Here is a 17,138-nt window from a genome sequence, read left to right as displayed (position 1 = left end):
AAGAGAGTTATTAGCGATAGAAACTGAAGCTAATTATAAAGGCTATGGAGCATTGAGGTTATTTAAATGTTTACTTCTACAATTTATGGAAGACTTATCTGATCGAGAATTAGAACGTTATTTGGCTGATAGTAATGCCGGCAAATGGTTTTGTGATTTTGCTCTTACAGAGACGACTCCAGATTATAGTGTGTTTAGTAAAATACGTAAGAAAATAGGTACTAACTTACTATCAAAAATATTTGCAAACTTTAGAGAACAACTACGAAAGCAAGGTTATATGAGCGAGGTATTTACCTTTGTAGATGCCTCTCATTTGATCTCAAAAGCTAGTCTTTGGACAGAACGTGATGAGTTGAGGAAGCAAAAATATGACAAGCTAAATAATGAGACTTTGCCCAAAGTTGCGAATGATAAACAAGCTAAAATTGGTTGTAAAGGAGGTAATAAGTTTTGGTATGGTTATAAAAAACATGTTAGCGTTGATATCCAATCAGGGATTATTAATAAGGTTGCAGTTACCTCTGCAAATGTTACTGATAGCAAAGGTTTTAAACACGTTATGCCACGCTCCGGTGCTGCATATGTAGATAAAGCATATTGTACAAAGTCTACCAAAGATACAGCAACTAGGCAAGAAGTGCATCTTTGTGCTGTAAAGAAAAATAACATGAAAGATAAAAATTTTGACCTTGATAGATATTATACAAAAATTAGAGCACCTTTTGAAAGAGTATTCTCACAAGATAATAAACGTGTCAGATATATTGGTATTGCCAAAAATCAATTCTCGGAATTTATGAATGCTATATGTTTTAATTTGAAACGCTTAACCGTTTTAACGGCTAGCTAATATTATAATGGATAACGCATAGATAATAACAAAATCTCCACTGATTTTTACTAATTTTGTATATATACTTCTTTTACCTGAAAAATTGGTAGTATTAGATATTAATTATCCATAAGAACATTGATTATTCGCTCATCTAAATATTCATTTTCCAACTTTTCAAGTTAAAGAATATACTGAACAAAAATTATCTTAATTTTAAACACTATTTCTTCCAAAAAAATATCCTTCCTATAATTCTCTACTTAATTTCTTATCTCTCAACACTTCCTAAAAGTAAAATTTGGGGCATTTATAATCTTTACAGTAGCTATTCCTTATTTTCTAAATGCGAGTCTTTTATATGCTTTATCTAGAACTTTTATGAGTATTCTTACTTCATTTGGTTGAGTATATTTTACTAAATATTTGGGTAATTGGGGAATATCAGTTATAACTGTTCCTATAATATTAAGTTCAATGTGGGGGGTCTCACATTTTTACAAGCTAGAGAAAAAGGCTAAAAATTATCCTTAAAAGGAAAATATATTTTGTTGTATTGGTTTAAAGCTAGATATACCTAAATTTTCGTTACATAATTCAATTAAGCGATGAGTTAAAACAGGAATTTCTAAATATGTAGCAAAGCTAATAAAATGTATTAGAGTTTCCTTTATTACTTTTCTAGCTTTCTTAGGTGATTTAGCTGCTAATGTTTGTACATTATGAATACGATCAAATAATTTTATAAGTGCGGTATCATATCTTTTTTGTTTGATTAACAGGTTTAAGCTTTCCTCGGCACTGATTTTTCCATAAGGTTTGATTCTAGTTAAACCCTCTACATGTCCCGCTACTTCTATTTCAAAAATTTCGGTAATCATCTCTTCAGTAAGTTCTGTATCCTCAATAGTATCGTGAAGTAGAGCAGCATTTATCATATTAGAAGTAAAAAGCTTAGGGGCTTCGTCTGCTACAAACTCCGCAAGCATAATCGCTACCTCAATTGGGTGAGAGTAGCAAGGATCGCCTGATTGACGCATTTGCAAGCCGTGATATTTACGGGCGTAGTAGATACCTTTTTTGATTTCCTCTATATCAACAGGATTTTTTACTTTATCGTTTAAATATTCGAGTTTATCAATCAGCTTTTTAGCGTAAATGCAAATTTCAAACTTTTCTTTCCAAGAGCTTATATCTTCCATAAAAGTTATTTTATTTATATTAATAATAGTTGATTACAATTAAAGCAAAAGTTAAAAAATTGCAATAACAAATAATTTTAACTTTAAATAGATTAATAACTTTTGATTACATTGTATTTAAACAACTTCATTCTGTTTTATTATTTACTTTTGCTTCTTGTTCTTGCTGTAATTTATACTCTGCTGCTTTTTCTTCTATATAGTTAAAAAAGAAATAACAAAAAGTTAAAAAACTAGTAAGAATAATAGCAAATGTTATTAATATTAACTTAAGTTCTTTCCTTGCATTTTGAGCTTTTAAACGCTTTTCCTCCTTTTCATCTATTATTAACTCAGAGGTTAAAGTTTCTTCTTCTTTATTTTCCATATGTTAACTCTTAAAAATTAGATTATATTATGAATGACAGAGTTTAATTATCATTTAAGAGAAGTAATCTATAGAAGTAATTAAAATAAGTCAATAACTATAATTATTGATTGTAATAATTATAAATTTAATTCACCTATAAATATAATTATTTAGAGTTGAAAACATCATTAACAGAAAGGAATAACATTATGAATAAAGAAACAATAAAAGAAAAATTTAAAGGCATTGCTAACTAAAGAGAGATAATAATAAAAAAATCTTTGAAATCAGGATTTTTTTAGCATGGATCCCTGCTTTCGCAGGGATGACATCGAGAGCTTTTTGAAAATTGTCCAGTACTATAGATTTATTCACGGGATCCAAAAAAAAATGCCTAAACATCTAGTATTTTAAGTTGTTTTCCTGGATATCGTGGACAAGCCACGATATGACATCTCTCTTTAGTTAGCAATGCCAATTTAATAATGTAGTTAAAGCTATTTACAATGCTTATAACGGTGAAATCACAGAAGAACAAGCACGACAAACAGCGAGGAATTTTATCGCATTTTGTCAAAAGCTTATAGAGGTACAAACTAGATTAGAAAAGGAAAAAAACAATAAAACGTAAAGTTTAATTGACTTTTTTGGGAAGTTGTATATAGAATCATAACCGGAATGGCAAAATGCTATTTCGGGGCTTAGAAACCTCTTGCTATTATGGTTATGCATCAGCCATTATATGGTGCAATCCTCAGCACTTATGGTTGGGGATGACGATAGACATGTCCAGAGCTTAGGGGTTACTTTGAGCTTAAAATCTATTGTGAACTGTTAGTAGCGGTTTTTCTAACTCCCCAACCACCATAAAATATTTTGTGGTGGTTAGAACTTAAAAATCTAAGTTTAACTAAACGGGGTAAATCAAAATGACTTCCACTAAAAAAATAATAATCTTTCTAACACCACTCTCAAATTCTGAAAATCGTAAGCGTCGTAGAGAACTCCTTAATTCATATTGTCGGCAAAATAATTTCACTATATTAAAAATCTTAGAGCAAAGCTCATTTGATCATGTTATTTTAAGAGAGCTAGTTGCTCAAATCTTACACGAGCCTAAAGGAACCATTACTGCTTTTATTGAAGATAAATTATTAAACACTCCAAACAGTATAGTTCTCTTTTCAGTAATTGGGACTTTATATTTACTTGGACTGATTAAAACGGAAATATATAATAAATCTTATACTGAGTTAAAACTTTGTGGTTCAATACTTGATGATTTTTTAAGTATTGCGACCTTTAATCTTAATTTTTATATTCCAGGATAAATTATAGTATGCTAAGATATTGCTTTTAAAAATAAGTGATTATTAGTGTCAAAATTTTCTTTTAATATTCATCATCAGAATAAAAAAGCTAGAAGCGGTGTTATCACAACCGCACACGGTGAGATTCGTGCCCCTGCTTTCATGCCGGTCGGGACTAGAGGAACCGTTAAGGCAATACTGCCTGAATCAGTAGCTGAAACCGGAGCGGATATATTACTCGGAAATACTTACCATTTAATGCTGCAGCCGACTGCCGAGCGTATAGCACACCTTGGCGGTTTGCATAAATTCATGAATTGGGATAAGCCGATATTAACCGATTCCGGCGGTTTTCAGGTAATGTCGTTATCGAAGTTACGCAAGATAACCGAAGAAGGAGTAAGTTTCAGCTCTCATATTAACGGTGATAAATATATGTTAACGCCTGAGCGTTCTACCGAAATACAATATCTGCTCGGTAGTACCATTACTATGGCTTTTGATGAATGTACGCCTTACCCTGTAACCTTTGAAGAAGCTAAAACTTCTATGCAGCTTACGACTAGATGGGCAAATAGATCACGTAATGCTTTTGTTAAGCGGGAAGGCTACGCACAATTCGGTATTATTCAAGGTAGTGTTTACGAAGAATTACGTGAGCAGTCAGCTAAAGATTTAGTAGAACTCGATTTTGAGGGCTATGCTATAGGCGGGCTTGCAGTAGGTGAGGGGCAAGAGCTTATGTTTAAAGTACTTGATTATGCTCCTAATTTTCTGCCGCAAAATAAGCCGCGTTATTTAATGGGAGTCGGTAAGCCTGCTGATATTATCGGTGCGGTTAACAGAGGTATAGATATGTTTGACTGTGTAATCCCAACACGTTCAGGTCGTAACGGTCAGGCTTTTACCAAATACGGCACGGTAAATATCCGCAATAGCAAATACGCAGATGATAACGAGCCGTTAGAGCATGATTGCCTATGTCCTGCTTGTAAAAACTATAGTAAAGCTTATTTGCATCATTTAGTTAGAATCGGTGAGATACTTGGCTCTATGCTAATGACTTGGCATAATCTTACATATTTTCAAAGCCTCATGAGTCGCATTAGAGAATATATTAAACTAGGTAAAGATTTTGATTTTGATTCTTAAGATGGTTTGTTTTATCATATGACCTAGAAAAACCTGTTCGATGTCATTCAACAAAGTCACTTAAAAAACATGAATTACTAATGCAAAATATTGATTTAATATCTGCAGAAGAAGCAAAAAAATTACTAGAAGAACTCAGCTGTAAAATAGCAGCGTATAATCATGCTTATTACATAGAAGATAATCCTTTAGTTTCAGATGCCGAGTATGATCAGCTATTTAATACCAATCTAAAGCTAGAGCAGAAATTTCCCCATTTAGTTTTAGAAAATAGTCCTAGCAAAAAAGTAGGTGCTAAAATAGCAAATAAATTTGCTAAAGTTACGCATCAATCACCTATGCTATCTCTTAGTAATGTTTTTGATGAGCAAGATGTAAGAGATTTTATAGACCGCATTAAAAACTTCTTACGTCTTGATGAGTTTGCTCCTATCTTTTGTGAGCCTAAAATAGACGGTTTGTCTTTTTCTGCTATTTATAAAAACGGGCTACTTATAACGGGAGCTACAAGAGGTGACGGATATGTCGGTGAAGATATAACGGCAAATATTAAAACAATCAAAAATTTTCCTCATAAAATAGATAATGCTCCGGAGTTTTTAGAAGTACGCGGGGAAATTTATATTGAAAAACAAGATTTTTTAAACCTAAATGAAGAACAAGAAGAGCAGGGCAGAGATAAATTTGCTAACCCCCGTAATGCTGCTGCCGGTTCGCTTCGTCAGCTTGATGCTTCTATTACGGCTCAAAGACCGCTCAAATATTTTGTTTATTCAGGAGGAGTAACTGAGCAGCATCTAGCTTCTTCACAAGATCAATTACTTATAAAGTTAAAAGAATTCGGTTTTAGTGTTAATGAAATATCTAAGCTTACAAATTCCGAAGAAGAAATTTTCACCTTTTATGAATATCTCAAAACAAATAGAGAAAAATTACCTTATGAAATTGATGGAGTAGTATATAAGCTAAATGATTTTGCACTGCAAAATAGAATGGGGTTTATCGCTAGATCTCCAAGATTTGCTACCGCTCATAAATTTCCTGCAATAATAGGGCAAACGAAGCTGCTTTCTATTACGGTGCAGGTCGGTAGAACCGGTACTTTAACGCCGGTAGCCGAGCTTGAACTTATAGAAATAGGCGGGGTAACCGTTAGCAGAGCAACGCTGCATAATTTTCAGGAAATCATGCGAAAAGACGTACGGATTGGTGATTATGTATTTCTGCAGCGTGCCGGTGATGTTATTCCTAAAATCATGGGAGTTGATTTTGATAAACGCCCTAATGATACCGCACCGTTTGATACTCCTTTATTTTGCCCGTCATGTAATTTTAAGTTGCATTATGTGCCTGAAGATATTATTATACGCTGTGATAACGGTCTTAACTGTCCTGCTCAGAATTATGAGCGTATCCGTCATTTTGTATCGAAAAATGCTATGGATATTGAAGGGCTTGGACGTAAGCAAGTTGAGTTTTTAATAGATAAGGGATTAATTAGCAATCCACTCGATATATTCTTTTTAAAAGAAAAAAATGATTCTAGTTTAACCAAATTAGAGAATATGGATGGGTGGGGCAAAAAATCAGTAGAGAATCTTTTTAAAAATATCGAGAAATCAAAGAACGTTAGCTTGCCAAGATTCATATATGCTCTGGGTATAAGGCATATCGGTGAACAAAACGCTAAATTGCTTGCTAGAGAATTTGGCAGCTATGCTAATTTTATAGCTCAAATGGAATTGCTTAGCAAAAATGATCCTGATATTTATCAGAAATTAAATGATTTAGAGGGTATCGGCGATAAGATTCTAGTAGATATTATTGATTTTTTTGATATTAAAGAAAATACCACGCTTATCAAAAAACTTGGTGAAGTATTAAATATTGAAGATTATAAAGAGATTAGAGAACAAAGCAGTTTAACGGGCAAAATAGTAGTATTTACCGGTAGTTTACCGACGATATCTAGAGCGGAATCTAAAGCAACGGCTGAAAAACTTGGGGCTAAAGTTGCAGCTAGCGTATCATCTAACACGTATTTAGTCGTAGCAGGCGTTGATGCAGGCAGCAAACTTAAAAAAGCTAAAGAGCTTAATATTAAAATTATTGAAGAAGAAGAATGGCTTGCAATAATAAAAAATGTTTAGGAAAAGCAGCGGTTGCATTTTTTGCCACAACTGCTACTGATGGTAAAGCATATCTAGAGGAATAAGAGCTAATGAATAAAGAAATGGAAAGTCAGATAGTAATTTATCAAGATGAAAATGGGGAAGTTAATGTTGAAGTCAAGATAATAGACGAAACTGTTTGGCTATCTTTAAATCAAATAGTAGAACTATTTGCTCGAGATAAATCAGTAATTTCAAGACATCTAAAGAGTATATTTAAAGAAAGAGAATTAGAAGAGAACGCAACTGTTGCGTTTTTTGCAACAGTTCAAATAGAAGGAGAAAGGAGGGGCGAAAGACAAGGGGAATATTATAATTTAGATGCAATAATATCAGTCGGGTATAGGGTAAATTTTAGGAGAGGGATTGCTTTTAGAAAGTGGGCTACTAACTTACTTAAAGAATATCTCATTAAAGGCTATAGCATTAATCAAGATAAAATCACTCAAAAGAAATTAAATAATCTACAACAAGCAGTAGAACTATTAACTAATACTTTGATAAATCAAAATTTGGTAAATAGTACAGGACAAGAATTAATTAACCTTATAAAGAATTACTCTAAAACATGGAAGATATTAGTTAAATATGATGAAGACAAATTAAATCCACCGACAAAATTACAGTTAGAAACTAATGGATTATTAAGCTACCAAGAATCTTTAGAAGCAATTAAAAAATTAAAGCAAGAATTAGGCAAACAAGAGGATGCAGAAATAAGTAATTTATTTGGAGCTGAAAGAGACAATAGTTTTAAAGGAATTTTAGGTAATATTGATCAAACTTTTGAAGGTAAATCTTTATATAACTCGGCAGAAGAAAAAGCAGCTCATTTGTTGTATTTCATAATATAAAGATCATCCATTTAGTGATGGTAATAAAAGAATAGGTTGTTTACTTTTTTTACTTTATCTTACCAAAGCAAATATTGGGTTAAAAAATATTGGAGTAAGTGCTATGACATCACTAGCATTAATTATTGCAGAAAGCGATCCTATACAGAAAGAATTAATGATTAGTTTTATGGCTAGTAAAGCTCAATTAATATGGGTAGAAATTAAGAATTACTTACGTGAATTAAAAGAAAATAGAGAAGATGCAGAAATTGCTTTAGCAAGAAGAAATAATAATAGTGATAAACTTCTTACTTCAGAAGAAGCAACAGAATTGTTAAAAAAGAAATACGGTTTATAATTTTGAACTATCGTCATATTTACCATGCAGGCAATTTTGCTGATATAGTCAAACATTTAGTGCTAATTAGCATTTTAGAACAGCTTAAGAAAAAAGAAAAGCCTTTTGCGGTTTTAGATGCTTTTGCGGGTCTTGGTCTTTACGATTTAAACTCAGAGGCGGCTTCTAAGACTTTAGAGAGTAATAACGGCATTGACAAATTATTGAAGCTTACAGACCCTATTCCTGAACTTCTAAAAGTTTTTTTAAATATAGTAAATCTAGCAGGTCTTAATCATTATCCCGGTTCACCTTTTATAATTAAACAATTATTACGACTGAATGATCGTTTAATTGCCTGTGAGCTTCATCCAAGCGATTACTTGAGTTTAAAAAAACTACTACCGAATAATACGCATAATATAGATGCGTATAATGCGATTAAAGCTTTTCTACCGTTTAAAGAGAATAGAGGGTTAATTTTTCTTGATCCGCCTTTTGAGGTCAAAAATGAGTTTCAAAAACTACTCGAAGCTCTTAAAAAAATTAAGCTACGAGTTCTTAATAATCCCGTCTTAATTTGGTATCCTATAAAAGATTTACCTTTAGTCCGTGATTTTTACCACAACTACAAGAATATCGGATTTAAAGAAACTATAATTATTGAATATGAGCTTTTAAATAGTGATAAAAATATGGTAAAGTGTGGGTTAATGTTAATTAATCCTCCAAATATAAAAGAGGAATTAGAAAAATTAACGGAATATTTAAGCAACCTTCTTAATTTAAAATTTACGTATTATACTCGTTGAACTTGAAAAATTGGCTTCGTTATTTTTTGCTTTTAATCCTCACGACTAGTATGTACGCTGCGGTTAAAAGCTTCAAAATGCCTTGCTCTTTTCCAAGTTGAACTTCGTATATCAACTATTCATTTCACAGGAGTATAGTGATCTTTAATGTCTCTTCAAAAATATATCTTTTTACTGTTTATAGTTTTTCTTGTTCAAGGTTGCAGCAGTATTAAAGAATCTAGTGATACTACATTACTTTCTACGACTTCATCTCAATTAAAGCAAAAATATAAAATCAGTCATGCAAATTTAGTAGTACAGTATGATTTAACAAATAAAAATAGCAAATGTATATATGCAAAAAACTTAGGTCTAATAATTAATAACCCTAAACAAAATAAGATTTTTCTACAAAAATTCCATAATAAAAATCCGGCAGAATTTAATAAAGCAGCTGAAATAAAAATAGCTGATATAAAGACAGTTGTAACAAAGCTAAATTCAAAATATAAGTTTCTCTCTAAACCGGAAGCTAGCTATTTTGCAAAAAAACAAACTCATAGGAATAACATCTCGGAATTAACCAAACTTGATAGAATAATTAGCACGATTCCGCTTATGATGCCGGAATACGAGCCAAAAATTACTAGCCATTACGGAACTAGGAACAGTCCTCATAAAAAGAAAAGAAAAAAGAAATGTTTCCATAGCGGTATTGATTTGCAAGCTAAAAAAGCAGCACCGATATATGCAGCAGCAAGCGGAATTGTTATAAAAGCCGCTAGAGCATCTGATTACGGGAATTTTGTTGAGATTAAACATGGACGCAAATTTGTTACGAAATATGCTCATTTAAAGGAAATGTCAGTTAAGGAAGGAAATAAAATTAAGCGGGGTCAATTTATCGGTATACAAGGAAAAACCGGTAATGCTACGGGTGAGCATTTGCATTTTGAAATTCTACTAGACAACAAAGCAATCAATCCGTTTGACTTTATTTTTAATTGCCGTAAATTTTGATAAATAGGTTTTATTGTATAGTTTCATGTCATTCCCGCGTAGCATTGTTGCGTGGATCAATTTCACCTCTGTCATCCCGTGGCTTGACCACGGGATCCAGTTAAAATACTAAAATTATTAGTATTTTTTATTGTTTTTATGGACCCCGTGGTCAAGCCACGGGGTGACACATTGGGTTTTACCGGTCCACGCAACAATGCCACGTGGGGATGACATAGAGTAGGTTTTTTGAGCCACTCAACAACACGAATATTAACCTAATTTATATTAATATGATCAAACTTTTATATCCTGAATTTTGGCAGAAGCGAAATATTATAGCTTATTTGCTTTTGCCGGTAAGCTTGATATATCAATTTTTAGGCTATTTACGAGCTAGTTTAGCACGTCCTATTATGTTGCCTGCTAAAGTTATTTGTGTCGGTAATTGTAGCGTAGGAGGTACGGGTAAGACACAGATAGTAATGTATCTAGCCAAATTACTGAGAGCTAAAAATGTAAGTTTTGTAATAGTAACTAAGGCTTATGGTAGTAACCTTAAAAGTGCCACTACCATACATCAAGGACATACAGCATTAGAGGTAGGAGATGAATCTATAATACTTGCAAAGTGCGGAACAGTTATTGCTACTAAAAATATTAAAGAGATTTTACCATTAATTAACGAGCTTAAACCTGATATAATAATAATTGATGATTTCCTACAAAATCCTTATTTTCATAAAGATTTTACTATAGTTTCAGTAGATAGCCAAAGGCTTTTCGGCAATGGCTTTCTAATTCCTGCCGGTCCTTTAAGACAATATCCAAATAAAGCCCTTGATGCAGCTGATTTAATCTTTTTAGTCAGTAGCAATCACGATAAAATACAAAATGAACTAGTGCCTTATACAGGTAAACTAATAAATGCTCAAATCATACCCTCAAGTAATATAGACAACACTAAAAATTATTTTGCTTTTAGCGGTATCGGTAATCCTGAGCGTTTCTTTTCGACTTTAAAAAATTATGGATTGAATATAACCGGTTACAAAATTTTTCCTGATCATTATAATTATTTACAAGCGGATTTAGAAAATTTATATTCATTAGCTAAAGAGCATAGTGCTACCTTAATTACTACAAGAAAAGATCATATTAAGTTCAATGATTTAAAGAATAATATTGTCTGTTTAGATGTAGAACTATCTATAAACAACCCTGATTTATTAAATGAAAAAATTTTTAAAAAAGCTCAGATATTTAATTGAGTATTTTATCGTCGTTATATTCCTTAAAGTAACAGGAATATTCGGTGTAGATAAAGCGGCAGATATTTGTAGTTTCATAGCAAGAAAAGTCGGTATATTATTCGCCGTTAATAAAATTGCTAGACGAAATATTAAAGCAGTATTCGGCGATATGTGTGATGTTGAAAAAATCATAGATCAAACTTGGGATAATTTCGGCAGATTTATAGGCGAGAGTGCTTATATTAATAAAATGAGTGAAACCGAGTTAGAAAATAGAGCCGAGATAATAGGTATTGAGAATATTAAAAAGCTAGGAGGGCAACCCTTTTTATTGTTTAGCGGTCACTTTGCCAATTGGGATATCGGTCTTAATCTTCTGCATAAATCTTATCCGAAATTTGCCGTAATTTATCGTAAAGCAAATAACCCGTATGTTAATAAGCTAATTAATGAAAGTCGGGCTAGTGATAAATTGAGGCTTATACCGAAAGGTCCTGACGGTAGCAGAGCTTTAGTTAGGGCTATCAAGGAGAGTGAATCTATTGTTATGCTTGTTGATCAAAAAATGAACGATGGAATTGAAGTGCCTTTTTTAGGATATCCTGCTATGACTGCAAACGCCATAGCTAAAATTGCTTTGCAGTATAAATATCCAATTATACCTTGCCAAATCATTAGAACTAAAGGCAGTTATTTTAAAGTAATAGTTCACCCGCAATTAAAGTTTGAGCAAACCGGTGATAATAAAGTTGATTGCTATAATATTATGCTTAATATTAATCAAATGCTAGGAGCATGGGTTAAGCAAAATCCTTCTCAATGGTTCTGGTTTCACAATAGATGGAAGAAATAATTTATACCAGTTTAATTTGAAAAATTGGGATTGTGGCATGAATCGGCTTTCCGTCATTGCGAGCAGGGATTATTGTGTGGATCGGAAAACCTACTCGATGTCATTCCCGCGTAGGCGAGAATCCAGAAAAAAGTATAAATACAGCAAATTTTTGAAATTAAAAGCTCGATTTATCTCGCTTTATGCTGGATTCCCGCTTCCGCGGGAATGACATCCGTATCCTAGCAACAACCCACTACTGCTTAAGAAAGCATAGTCCGTAATTTTTCAAGTACTTCTTGGGCGTGATTTTTAGCATTTACCGAACGCCAAATATGTCTAACGATGCCTCCCTTATCAAGTAAAAACGTAGCTCTCTCAATGCCCATATATTTTTTGCCGAACATCGATTTTTCTACCCATACCCCTAATTGTTCGCATAAGTTTGAATTTGCATCGGATGCTAAGTCAAATCCCAAGCCGTATTTTTCTTTAAATTTATCATGAGAATCGAGTTTATCTTTAGATACTCCGATAACTACCGTACTAAGCTTATCGAATTCCGGTTTTAGCCTATTAAAATCTTGTGCTTCAATAGTACATCCAGGCGTATCGTCTTTCGGATAAAAATATAATACTATGAATTTTCCTTTTAAATCCGATAGTTTAATTATTTTATCGTTACCTATGTGCAGCGAAAAATCAGGAGCTTTTTTTCCTAGTTCTAATGTCATAACATCCTCAAATTTATTTTATATAATAACTATATATTAAATAGGTATTTTTTAAAATCGCTTTTTAAGATTATATTATTTATGATTCTGAATATATAATATTTAAGTTTAACTTTTATTAACTATTTTCAAAAAGAGGTGTTATGAGAACTATAGGTGAAGCACTTGAAGAATTACATAAAAACCTTAAGAATTCTGCTGAAATTATTACTGCCGACTTTAATAAAAAATGTCATGAAGTAGCAGATAAATTATCCGTCAAAATTAATGATTTAGAGGAATATGCTAAGGATAGTAAAGACCACTCTTTAGAAACTATAAAAGAGCAATATAAAAGTTTAACGAAAGAGTTGCAGGATTATCAGAAAATTAAAGATGATAAAGTAGAAGAATATAGACAAACTCTTGTAAAAAAACTTGATGATTTAAGTAAGAAAATTGAACAATATAACAATAAATATAAATAATCGGAGAATATAATGAAAAGAATATTAATAACACTAGGGGCTACCGCTACATTATTATTAACACCTAGCATTTTTGCAGATTCGCCTACCAAGGATGAAACAAAAGCAAATGAAGTGCAAACTGAATAAATAGCTACAAGCAGTACAAAAACAATTACCGAAAATTTACAGGAATTAAAAGACAATTTAACAAACTTAGCCCAAACGGGAGCAGATAAATTTAATCAGACCTTAAGCAATACTTATGATCAGATAGCACAAAGTGTTGCAGAGATAAAAAAGAATGTGAAAGATCAGAAAGATAAAAAAGGTGAAGAACAGCAAAAATCTATAGATGATGTAAAAGCAAAAATGGAAGATTATAAAAAAGCAGGAAGCAAGAAAAAATACGTCAGCACCTAGTGGATAAATTAGAAGAGCTAAATAAAAATATTAACGAATATAATAAAGAAAAAGCAAATTCGTGATTTTATTTAGTGGGCGTTGGTTCTACTATTGTCACCCCGTGGCTTGACCACGGGGTCCAGCCTTTTTTAATTTTTTCTGGATACCGTGGTCAAGCCACGGTATGACATCATTAAAAAATCGGTATTATTTATGACTATTACCAAAGAAAAAATTTCAGCTATGTTAAGCTCCAAATTGGGTTTTTCAAATAATTTATGCGAGGAAATAGTTAATACGGTTTTTTCTAATATTTTAGAAATAGCAAAAGAGCAAAAATTAACTTTAAAGAATTTTGGCAGTTTTGAGGTTAAACAAAAAAATCCACGTCCCGGAATAAATTTTCATACTAAATCACCAGTAATTATAGAATCAAAAAAGAATTTACGTTTTGTCCCGTCTTCCAAATTAAAAGCTTTAATTAACGAACATGACAAACAGTAAGCTAACAAAAAAATATTATTCTGCTAGTGAAGTGATTAAGCATTTCAAATGTTGCTTTACATCAATTAAGATATCTAGAGACAAAAATCCCTGATTTATCTAATTATAAAATAAATAATAGAAAATATTATACTGCTAATGATATCGAACTACTTCAAAAATCTTGTTACAAAACGAGTTATACGAAGATCAACTTGGAAAAGAGCAATGAGCCTATAAGCCGAGGAGCGGAGCGTATAATAATACGTGAGCATCCGAGGACTTACAAAGACATTGTCGCCAATTTTTCAAGTTCATCGAGTAGAATTGATATACCTCTAGTAAATGAAAAATTGTCAAAGAAGTCAGCAAGTGTTATTAAGTAAGAATGGATTTATAGAAAATTAACATCAGTAGAAAAAGAAGAATTAAAGCTTTACCATAGAAGCGAAAGGGATAAGAGGATTTGTGATAGAATCAAAGCTGTTTTCATGTATGATGATAGCTATAGTATTGATGAGATATCGAAAGTGTTATTACTGAGTGATGGGGAGGGATAAGAAAACATTTAATAGATTATCATAATGCTCAGAAGCTTAAGCCTGGAAATGGCGGTAGTGATAGTAAACTTACTAGACAGGAGGAAGCAGAGTTAATAGTTCATCTAGAAAATAATAATTATGTGTATGCTAGAGATATAGGTTTGTTCATAGAACGTCAATATGGAGTAATCTATACATTAGCTGGGGTAATCAAGCTATTACACAGACTTGGTTTTAGTTATCAGAAACCTAAGTTAATTCCTGGAAAAATAGATTTAGCTAAGCAAGAGGAATTTAAGCTGCAATATAGTTTGCTAAAAAATAATTTAGCTAAAGATGAGTCTATTTATTTTATGGATAGTGTTCATCCTCAATACCAAACTCGAGCAAGATTTGGTTGGATTAGAAAGAATGTAGTTAAAACATTACCAAGTTTCAGTGGTTGGAAGCGTAAACATATTATTGGTGCTATTAATCTTAAGGATTTAGAGGTAGTAACAACTGACAATCCTAAGGTTAATGGTGATTATATTATTGAATTTTTAAAGGAATTAGAAGCAAATAATCAAGATAAAAGTAAGATTTATTTGATATGCGATAATGCTGGATATCATAGGTCAAAAAAGGTAAAAGAATATCTACAATACAGTAAAATAGAGTTACTATTTTTGCCAGCATATAGTCCTAATTTGAATCCAATTGAACGACTGTGGAAATTTATGCATTCTGTTGTAAGTAACAATAAATTTTATGCGAATTTTGAGACATTTACTGATTCTATACGAATATTTTTTGAAAATATTGAAAAATATAAAAATAAAATTTCTTCATTGGTAAATGACAATTTTCAAACCATTGTGCCTAATCATTTTAACAACTCTTCATGTTGAAGAAGTATATTATATGGAAGCTACAGATATTATTCTTGGAATTCTACTAATTATCAAAAATAAAATAAGTAAGATATGTAGTTTACAAATTTTATTAATACTAGCTTATACTCTACTATTAACATATCTTAAGCCAATATTATGGCTAGATCCGCTTGGTCCGATATTTAAAAATATTCCAATAATATTACTTACTTTAGTATTAATGGCTATAGAACGAGATAAATAATGGATTATCTTTTTATAAAAACTATTCATATTATTAGCTCTACCATTTTATTTGGTACTGGAAGCGGTACTGCTTTTTTTATGTGGTGGGCAAATAAAACCGGCGACTTAAATGCAAAGGCATACGCAGCTCGCACTACACAGTTATAGCTGATCTTCTTTTTACTACTCCAACTGTGATAATTCAACCAGTTAGCGGCATAATATTAGTAAATATGCTTGGCTATAATTATTCTGATTTATGGCTTACCTTAACTTATATACTTCTTCAACATGAAGAGTTGTTAAAATGATTAGGCACAATGGTTTGAAAATCGTCATTTACCAATGAAGAAATTTTATTTTTATATTTTTCAATATTTTCAAAAAATATTCGTATAGAATCAGTAAATGTCTCAAAATTCGCATAAAATTTATTGTTACTTACAACAGAATGCATAAATTTCCACAGTCGTTCAATTGGATTCAAATTAGGACTATATGCTGGCAAAAATAGTAACTCTATTTTACTGTATTGTAGATATTCTTTTACCTTTTTTGACCTATGATATCCAGCATTATCGCATATCAAATAAATCTTACTTTTATCTTGATTATTTGCTTCTAATTCCTTTAAAAATTCAATAATATAATCACCATTAACCTTAGGATTGTCAGTTGTTACTACCTCTAAATCCTTAAGATTAATAGCACCAATAATATGTTTACGCTTCCAACCACTGAAACTTGGTAATGTTTTAACTACATTCTTTCTAATCCAACCAAATTTTGCTCGAGTTTGGTATTGAGGATGAACACTATCCATAAAATAAATAGACTCATCTTTAGCTAAATTATTTTTTAGCAAACTATATTGCAGCTTAAATTCCTCTTGCTTAGCTAAATCTATTTTTCCAGGAATTAACTTAGGTTTCTGATAACTAAAACCAAGTCTGTGTAACAGCTTGATTACCCCAGCTAATGTATAGATTACTCCATATTGACGTTCTATGAACAAACCTATATCTCTAGCATACACATAATTATTATTTTCTAGATGAACTATTAACTCTGCTTCCTCCTGTCTAGTAAGTTTACTATCACTACCGCCATTTCCAGGCTTAAGCTTCTGAGCATTATGATAATCTATTAAATGTTTTCTTATCCCTTCATCACTCAGTAATAACACTTTCGATATCTCATCAATACTATAGCTATCATCATACGTGAGAACAGCTTTGATTCTATCACAAATCCTCTTATCCCTTTCGCTTCTATGGTAAAGCTTTAATTCTTCTTTTTCTACTGATGTTAATTTTCTATAAATCCATTCTTACTTAATAACACTTGCTGACTTCTTT

At 31.8% G+C, this 17,138-nt stretch carries 20 protein-coding genes and 3 pseudogenes; 18 read left to right on the top strand and 5 right to left on the bottom strand.

Translation table 11 applies throughout. The features are described from left to right. Positions 1–16 precede the first annotated feature (16 nt). Positions 17–853, top strand: coding sequence for a transposase (locus AC5584_RS05120; RefSeq protein ID WP_499216920.1), 837 nt, complete (start codon positions 17–19; stop codon positions 851–853). 512 nt (positions 854–1,365) lie between these two features. Here the strand turns inward: AC5584_RS05120 and AC5584_RS05115 are convergent. Next, positions 1,366–2,037 (bottom strand): HD domain-containing protein, encoded by a 672-nt coding sequence (locus AC5584_RS05115; protein WP_499216075.1) that lies wholly within the window; start codon positions 2,035–2,037, stop codon positions 1,366–1,368. 127 nt (positions 2,038–2,164) lie between these two features. Next, complete coding sequence (locus tag AC5584_RS05110; RefSeq protein WP_499216074.1) at positions 2,165–2,404, bottom strand: RP671a family tick cell line-upregulated protein; 240 nt, start codon at positions 2,402–2,404, stop codon at positions 2,165–2,167. A gap of 911 nt (positions 2,405–3,315) precedes the next feature. Here AC5584_RS05110 and AC5584_RS05105 point away from each other — a divergent pair. From AC5584_RS05105 to AC5584_RS05075, 7 genes are all read left to right on the top strand, one after another. After that, positions 3,316–3,717 carry a hypothetical protein gene (locus AC5584_RS05105; RefSeq protein WP_499216073.1) on the top strand — a complete coding sequence of 134 codons (402 nt, stop codon included), beginning with the start codon at positions 3,316–3,318 and terminating at the stop codon, positions 3,715–3,717. A 45-nt stretch (positions 3,718–3,762) separates the two neighbouring features. Then, complete coding sequence (tgt, locus tag AC5584_RS05100) at positions 3,763–4,848, top strand: tRNA guanosine(34) transglycosylase Tgt (protein WP_499216072.1); 1,086 nt, start codon at positions 3,763–3,765, stop codon at positions 4,846–4,848. Positions 4,849–4,928: 80 nt separating this feature from the next. Continuing rightward, complete coding sequence (gene ligA / locus AC5584_RS05095) at positions 4,929–6,998, top strand: NAD-dependent DNA ligase LigA (protein WP_499216071.1); 2,070 nt, start codon at positions 4,929–4,931, stop codon at positions 6,996–6,998. A gap of 71 nt (positions 6,999–7,069) precedes the next feature. Further along, positions 7,070–7,873: a virulence RhuM family protein gene (locus AC5584_RS05090; protein WP_499216070.1), complete on the top strand. Its 804-nt coding sequence runs from the start codon at positions 7,070–7,072 to the stop codon at positions 7,871–7,873. A gap of 103 nt (positions 7,874–7,976) precedes the next feature. Beyond that, complete coding sequence (locus AC5584_RS05085; protein WP_499216069.1) at positions 7,977–8,213, top strand: hypothetical protein; 237 nt, start codon at positions 7,977–7,979, stop codon at positions 8,211–8,213. Between the two features lie 2 nt (positions 8,214–8,215). Further along, positions 8,216–9,004 carry a 23S rRNA (adenine(2030)-N(6))-methyltransferase RlmJ gene (rlmJ, locus tag AC5584_RS05080; protein WP_499216068.1) on the top strand — a complete coding sequence of 263 codons (789 nt, stop codon included), beginning with the start codon at positions 8,216–8,218 and terminating at the stop codon, positions 9,002–9,004. Between the two features lie 147 nt (positions 9,005–9,151). Further along, positions 9,152–10,006: a M23 family metallopeptidase gene (locus tag AC5584_RS05075; protein WP_499216067.1), complete on the top strand. Its 855-nt coding sequence runs from the start codon at positions 9,152–9,154 to the stop codon at positions 10,004–10,006. Positions 10,007–10,042: 36 nt separating this feature from the next. Here AC5584_RS05075 and AC5584_RS05070 read toward each other — a convergent pair. Further along, positions 10,043–10,206: pseudogene (locus tag AC5584_RS05070) on the bottom strand (tRNA lysidine(34) synthetase TilS); the annotation flags it as partial. A gap of 72 nt (positions 10,207–10,278) precedes the next feature. Between AC5584_RS05070 and lpxK the strand changes: the two are divergent. Next, positions 10,279–11,256 carry a tetraacyldisaccharide 4'-kinase gene (gene lpxK / locus AC5584_RS05065; protein WP_499216066.1) on the top strand — a complete coding sequence of 326 codons (978 nt, stop codon included), beginning with the start codon at positions 10,279–10,281 and terminating at the stop codon, positions 11,254–11,256. Further along, the gene (locus tag AC5584_RS05060) at positions 11,219–12,091 is read left to right on the top strand and encodes a lipid A biosynthesis lauroyl acyltransferase (protein WP_499216065.1); all 873 of its coding nucleotides are present in this window, start codon (positions 11,219–11,221) and stop codon (positions 12,089–12,091) included. Before lpxK ends, AC5584_RS05060 begins: the two co-directional genes overlap by 38 nt. A gap of 242 nt (positions 12,092–12,333) precedes the next feature. Here AC5584_RS05060 and bcp read toward each other — a convergent pair whose 3' ends face one another. Continuing rightward, on the bottom strand, positions 12,334–12,804 hold the full coding sequence (bcp, locus tag AC5584_RS05055) for a thioredoxin-dependent thiol peroxidase (RefSeq protein WP_499216064.1): 471 nt from the start codon (positions 12,802–12,804) through the stop codon (positions 12,334–12,336). Positions 12,805–12,947: 143 nt separating this feature from the next. Here bcp and AC5584_RS05050 point away from each other — a divergent pair, with 143 nt between their 5' ends. From AC5584_RS05050 to AC5584_RS05015, 8 genes and pseudogenes are all read left to right on the top strand, one after another. Further along, positions 12,948–13,271: a hypothetical protein gene (locus AC5584_RS05050; RefSeq protein ID WP_499162589.1), complete on the top strand. Its 324-nt coding sequence runs from the start codon at positions 12,948–12,950 to the stop codon at positions 13,269–13,271. Positions 13,272–13,283: 12 nt separating this feature from the next. Further along, positions 13,284–13,738, top strand: a pseudogene (locus AC5584_RS05045) (hypothetical protein). 130 nt (positions 13,739–13,868) lie between these two features. Continuing rightward, a complete protein-coding gene (locus AC5584_RS05040) occupies positions 13,869–14,159 on the top strand; it encodes an HU family DNA-binding protein (RefSeq protein ID WP_499162590.1) in 291 nt (96 codons plus the stop codon). Next, positions 14,146–14,332, top strand: a pseudogene (locus AC5584_RS05035) (MerR family transcriptional regulator); the annotation flags it as partial. The gene AC5584_RS05040 and the pseudogene AC5584_RS05035, both read left to right, overlap by 14 nt. A gap of 362 nt (positions 14,333–14,694) precedes the next feature. Continuing rightward, on the top strand, positions 14,695–15,570 hold the full coding sequence (locus tag AC5584_RS05030; RefSeq protein WP_499216986.1) for an IS630 family transposase: 876 nt from the start codon (positions 14,695–14,697) through the stop codon (positions 15,568–15,570). Between the two features lie 13 nt (positions 15,571–15,583). Further along, complete coding sequence (locus tag AC5584_RS05025; RefSeq protein WP_499216063.1) at positions 15,584–15,799, top strand: DoxX-like family protein; 216 nt, start codon at positions 15,584–15,586, stop codon at positions 15,797–15,799. Then, complete coding sequence (locus tag AC5584_RS05020) at positions 15,799–15,948, top strand: DUF2269 family protein (protein WP_499216062.1); 150 nt, start codon at positions 15,799–15,801, stop codon at positions 15,946–15,948. The genes AC5584_RS05025 and AC5584_RS05020 overlap by 1 nt, the downstream gene beginning before the upstream one ends. A gap of 26 nt (positions 15,949–15,974) precedes the next feature. Beyond that, the gene (locus AC5584_RS05015) at positions 15,975–16,091 is read left to right on the top strand and encodes a hypothetical protein (protein WP_499216061.1); all 117 of its coding nucleotides are present in this window, start codon (positions 15,975–15,977) and stop codon (positions 16,089–16,091) included. On the opposite strand, the gene AC5584_RS05010 is transcribed toward AC5584_RS05015, so the two are convergent. Beyond that, complete coding sequence (locus tag AC5584_RS05010; protein ID WP_499216985.1) at positions 16,067–17,020, bottom strand: IS630 family transposase; 954 nt, start codon at positions 17,018–17,020, stop codon at positions 16,067–16,069. The genes AC5584_RS05015 and AC5584_RS05010 overlap by 25 nt on opposite strands. Positions 17,021–17,138 lie beyond the last annotated feature (118 nt).

Origin of the sequence: Rickettsia endosymbiont of Villa modesta (assembly GCF_964026485.1) — a bacterium.
Lineage (GTDB): Bacteria > Pseudomonadota > Alphaproteobacteria > Rickettsiales > Rickettsiaceae > Rickettsia > Rickettsia asembonensis.
The sequence above is the reverse complement of the archived record's forward strand: the minus strand, read 5'-3'. Positions and strand labels throughout refer to the sequence as shown.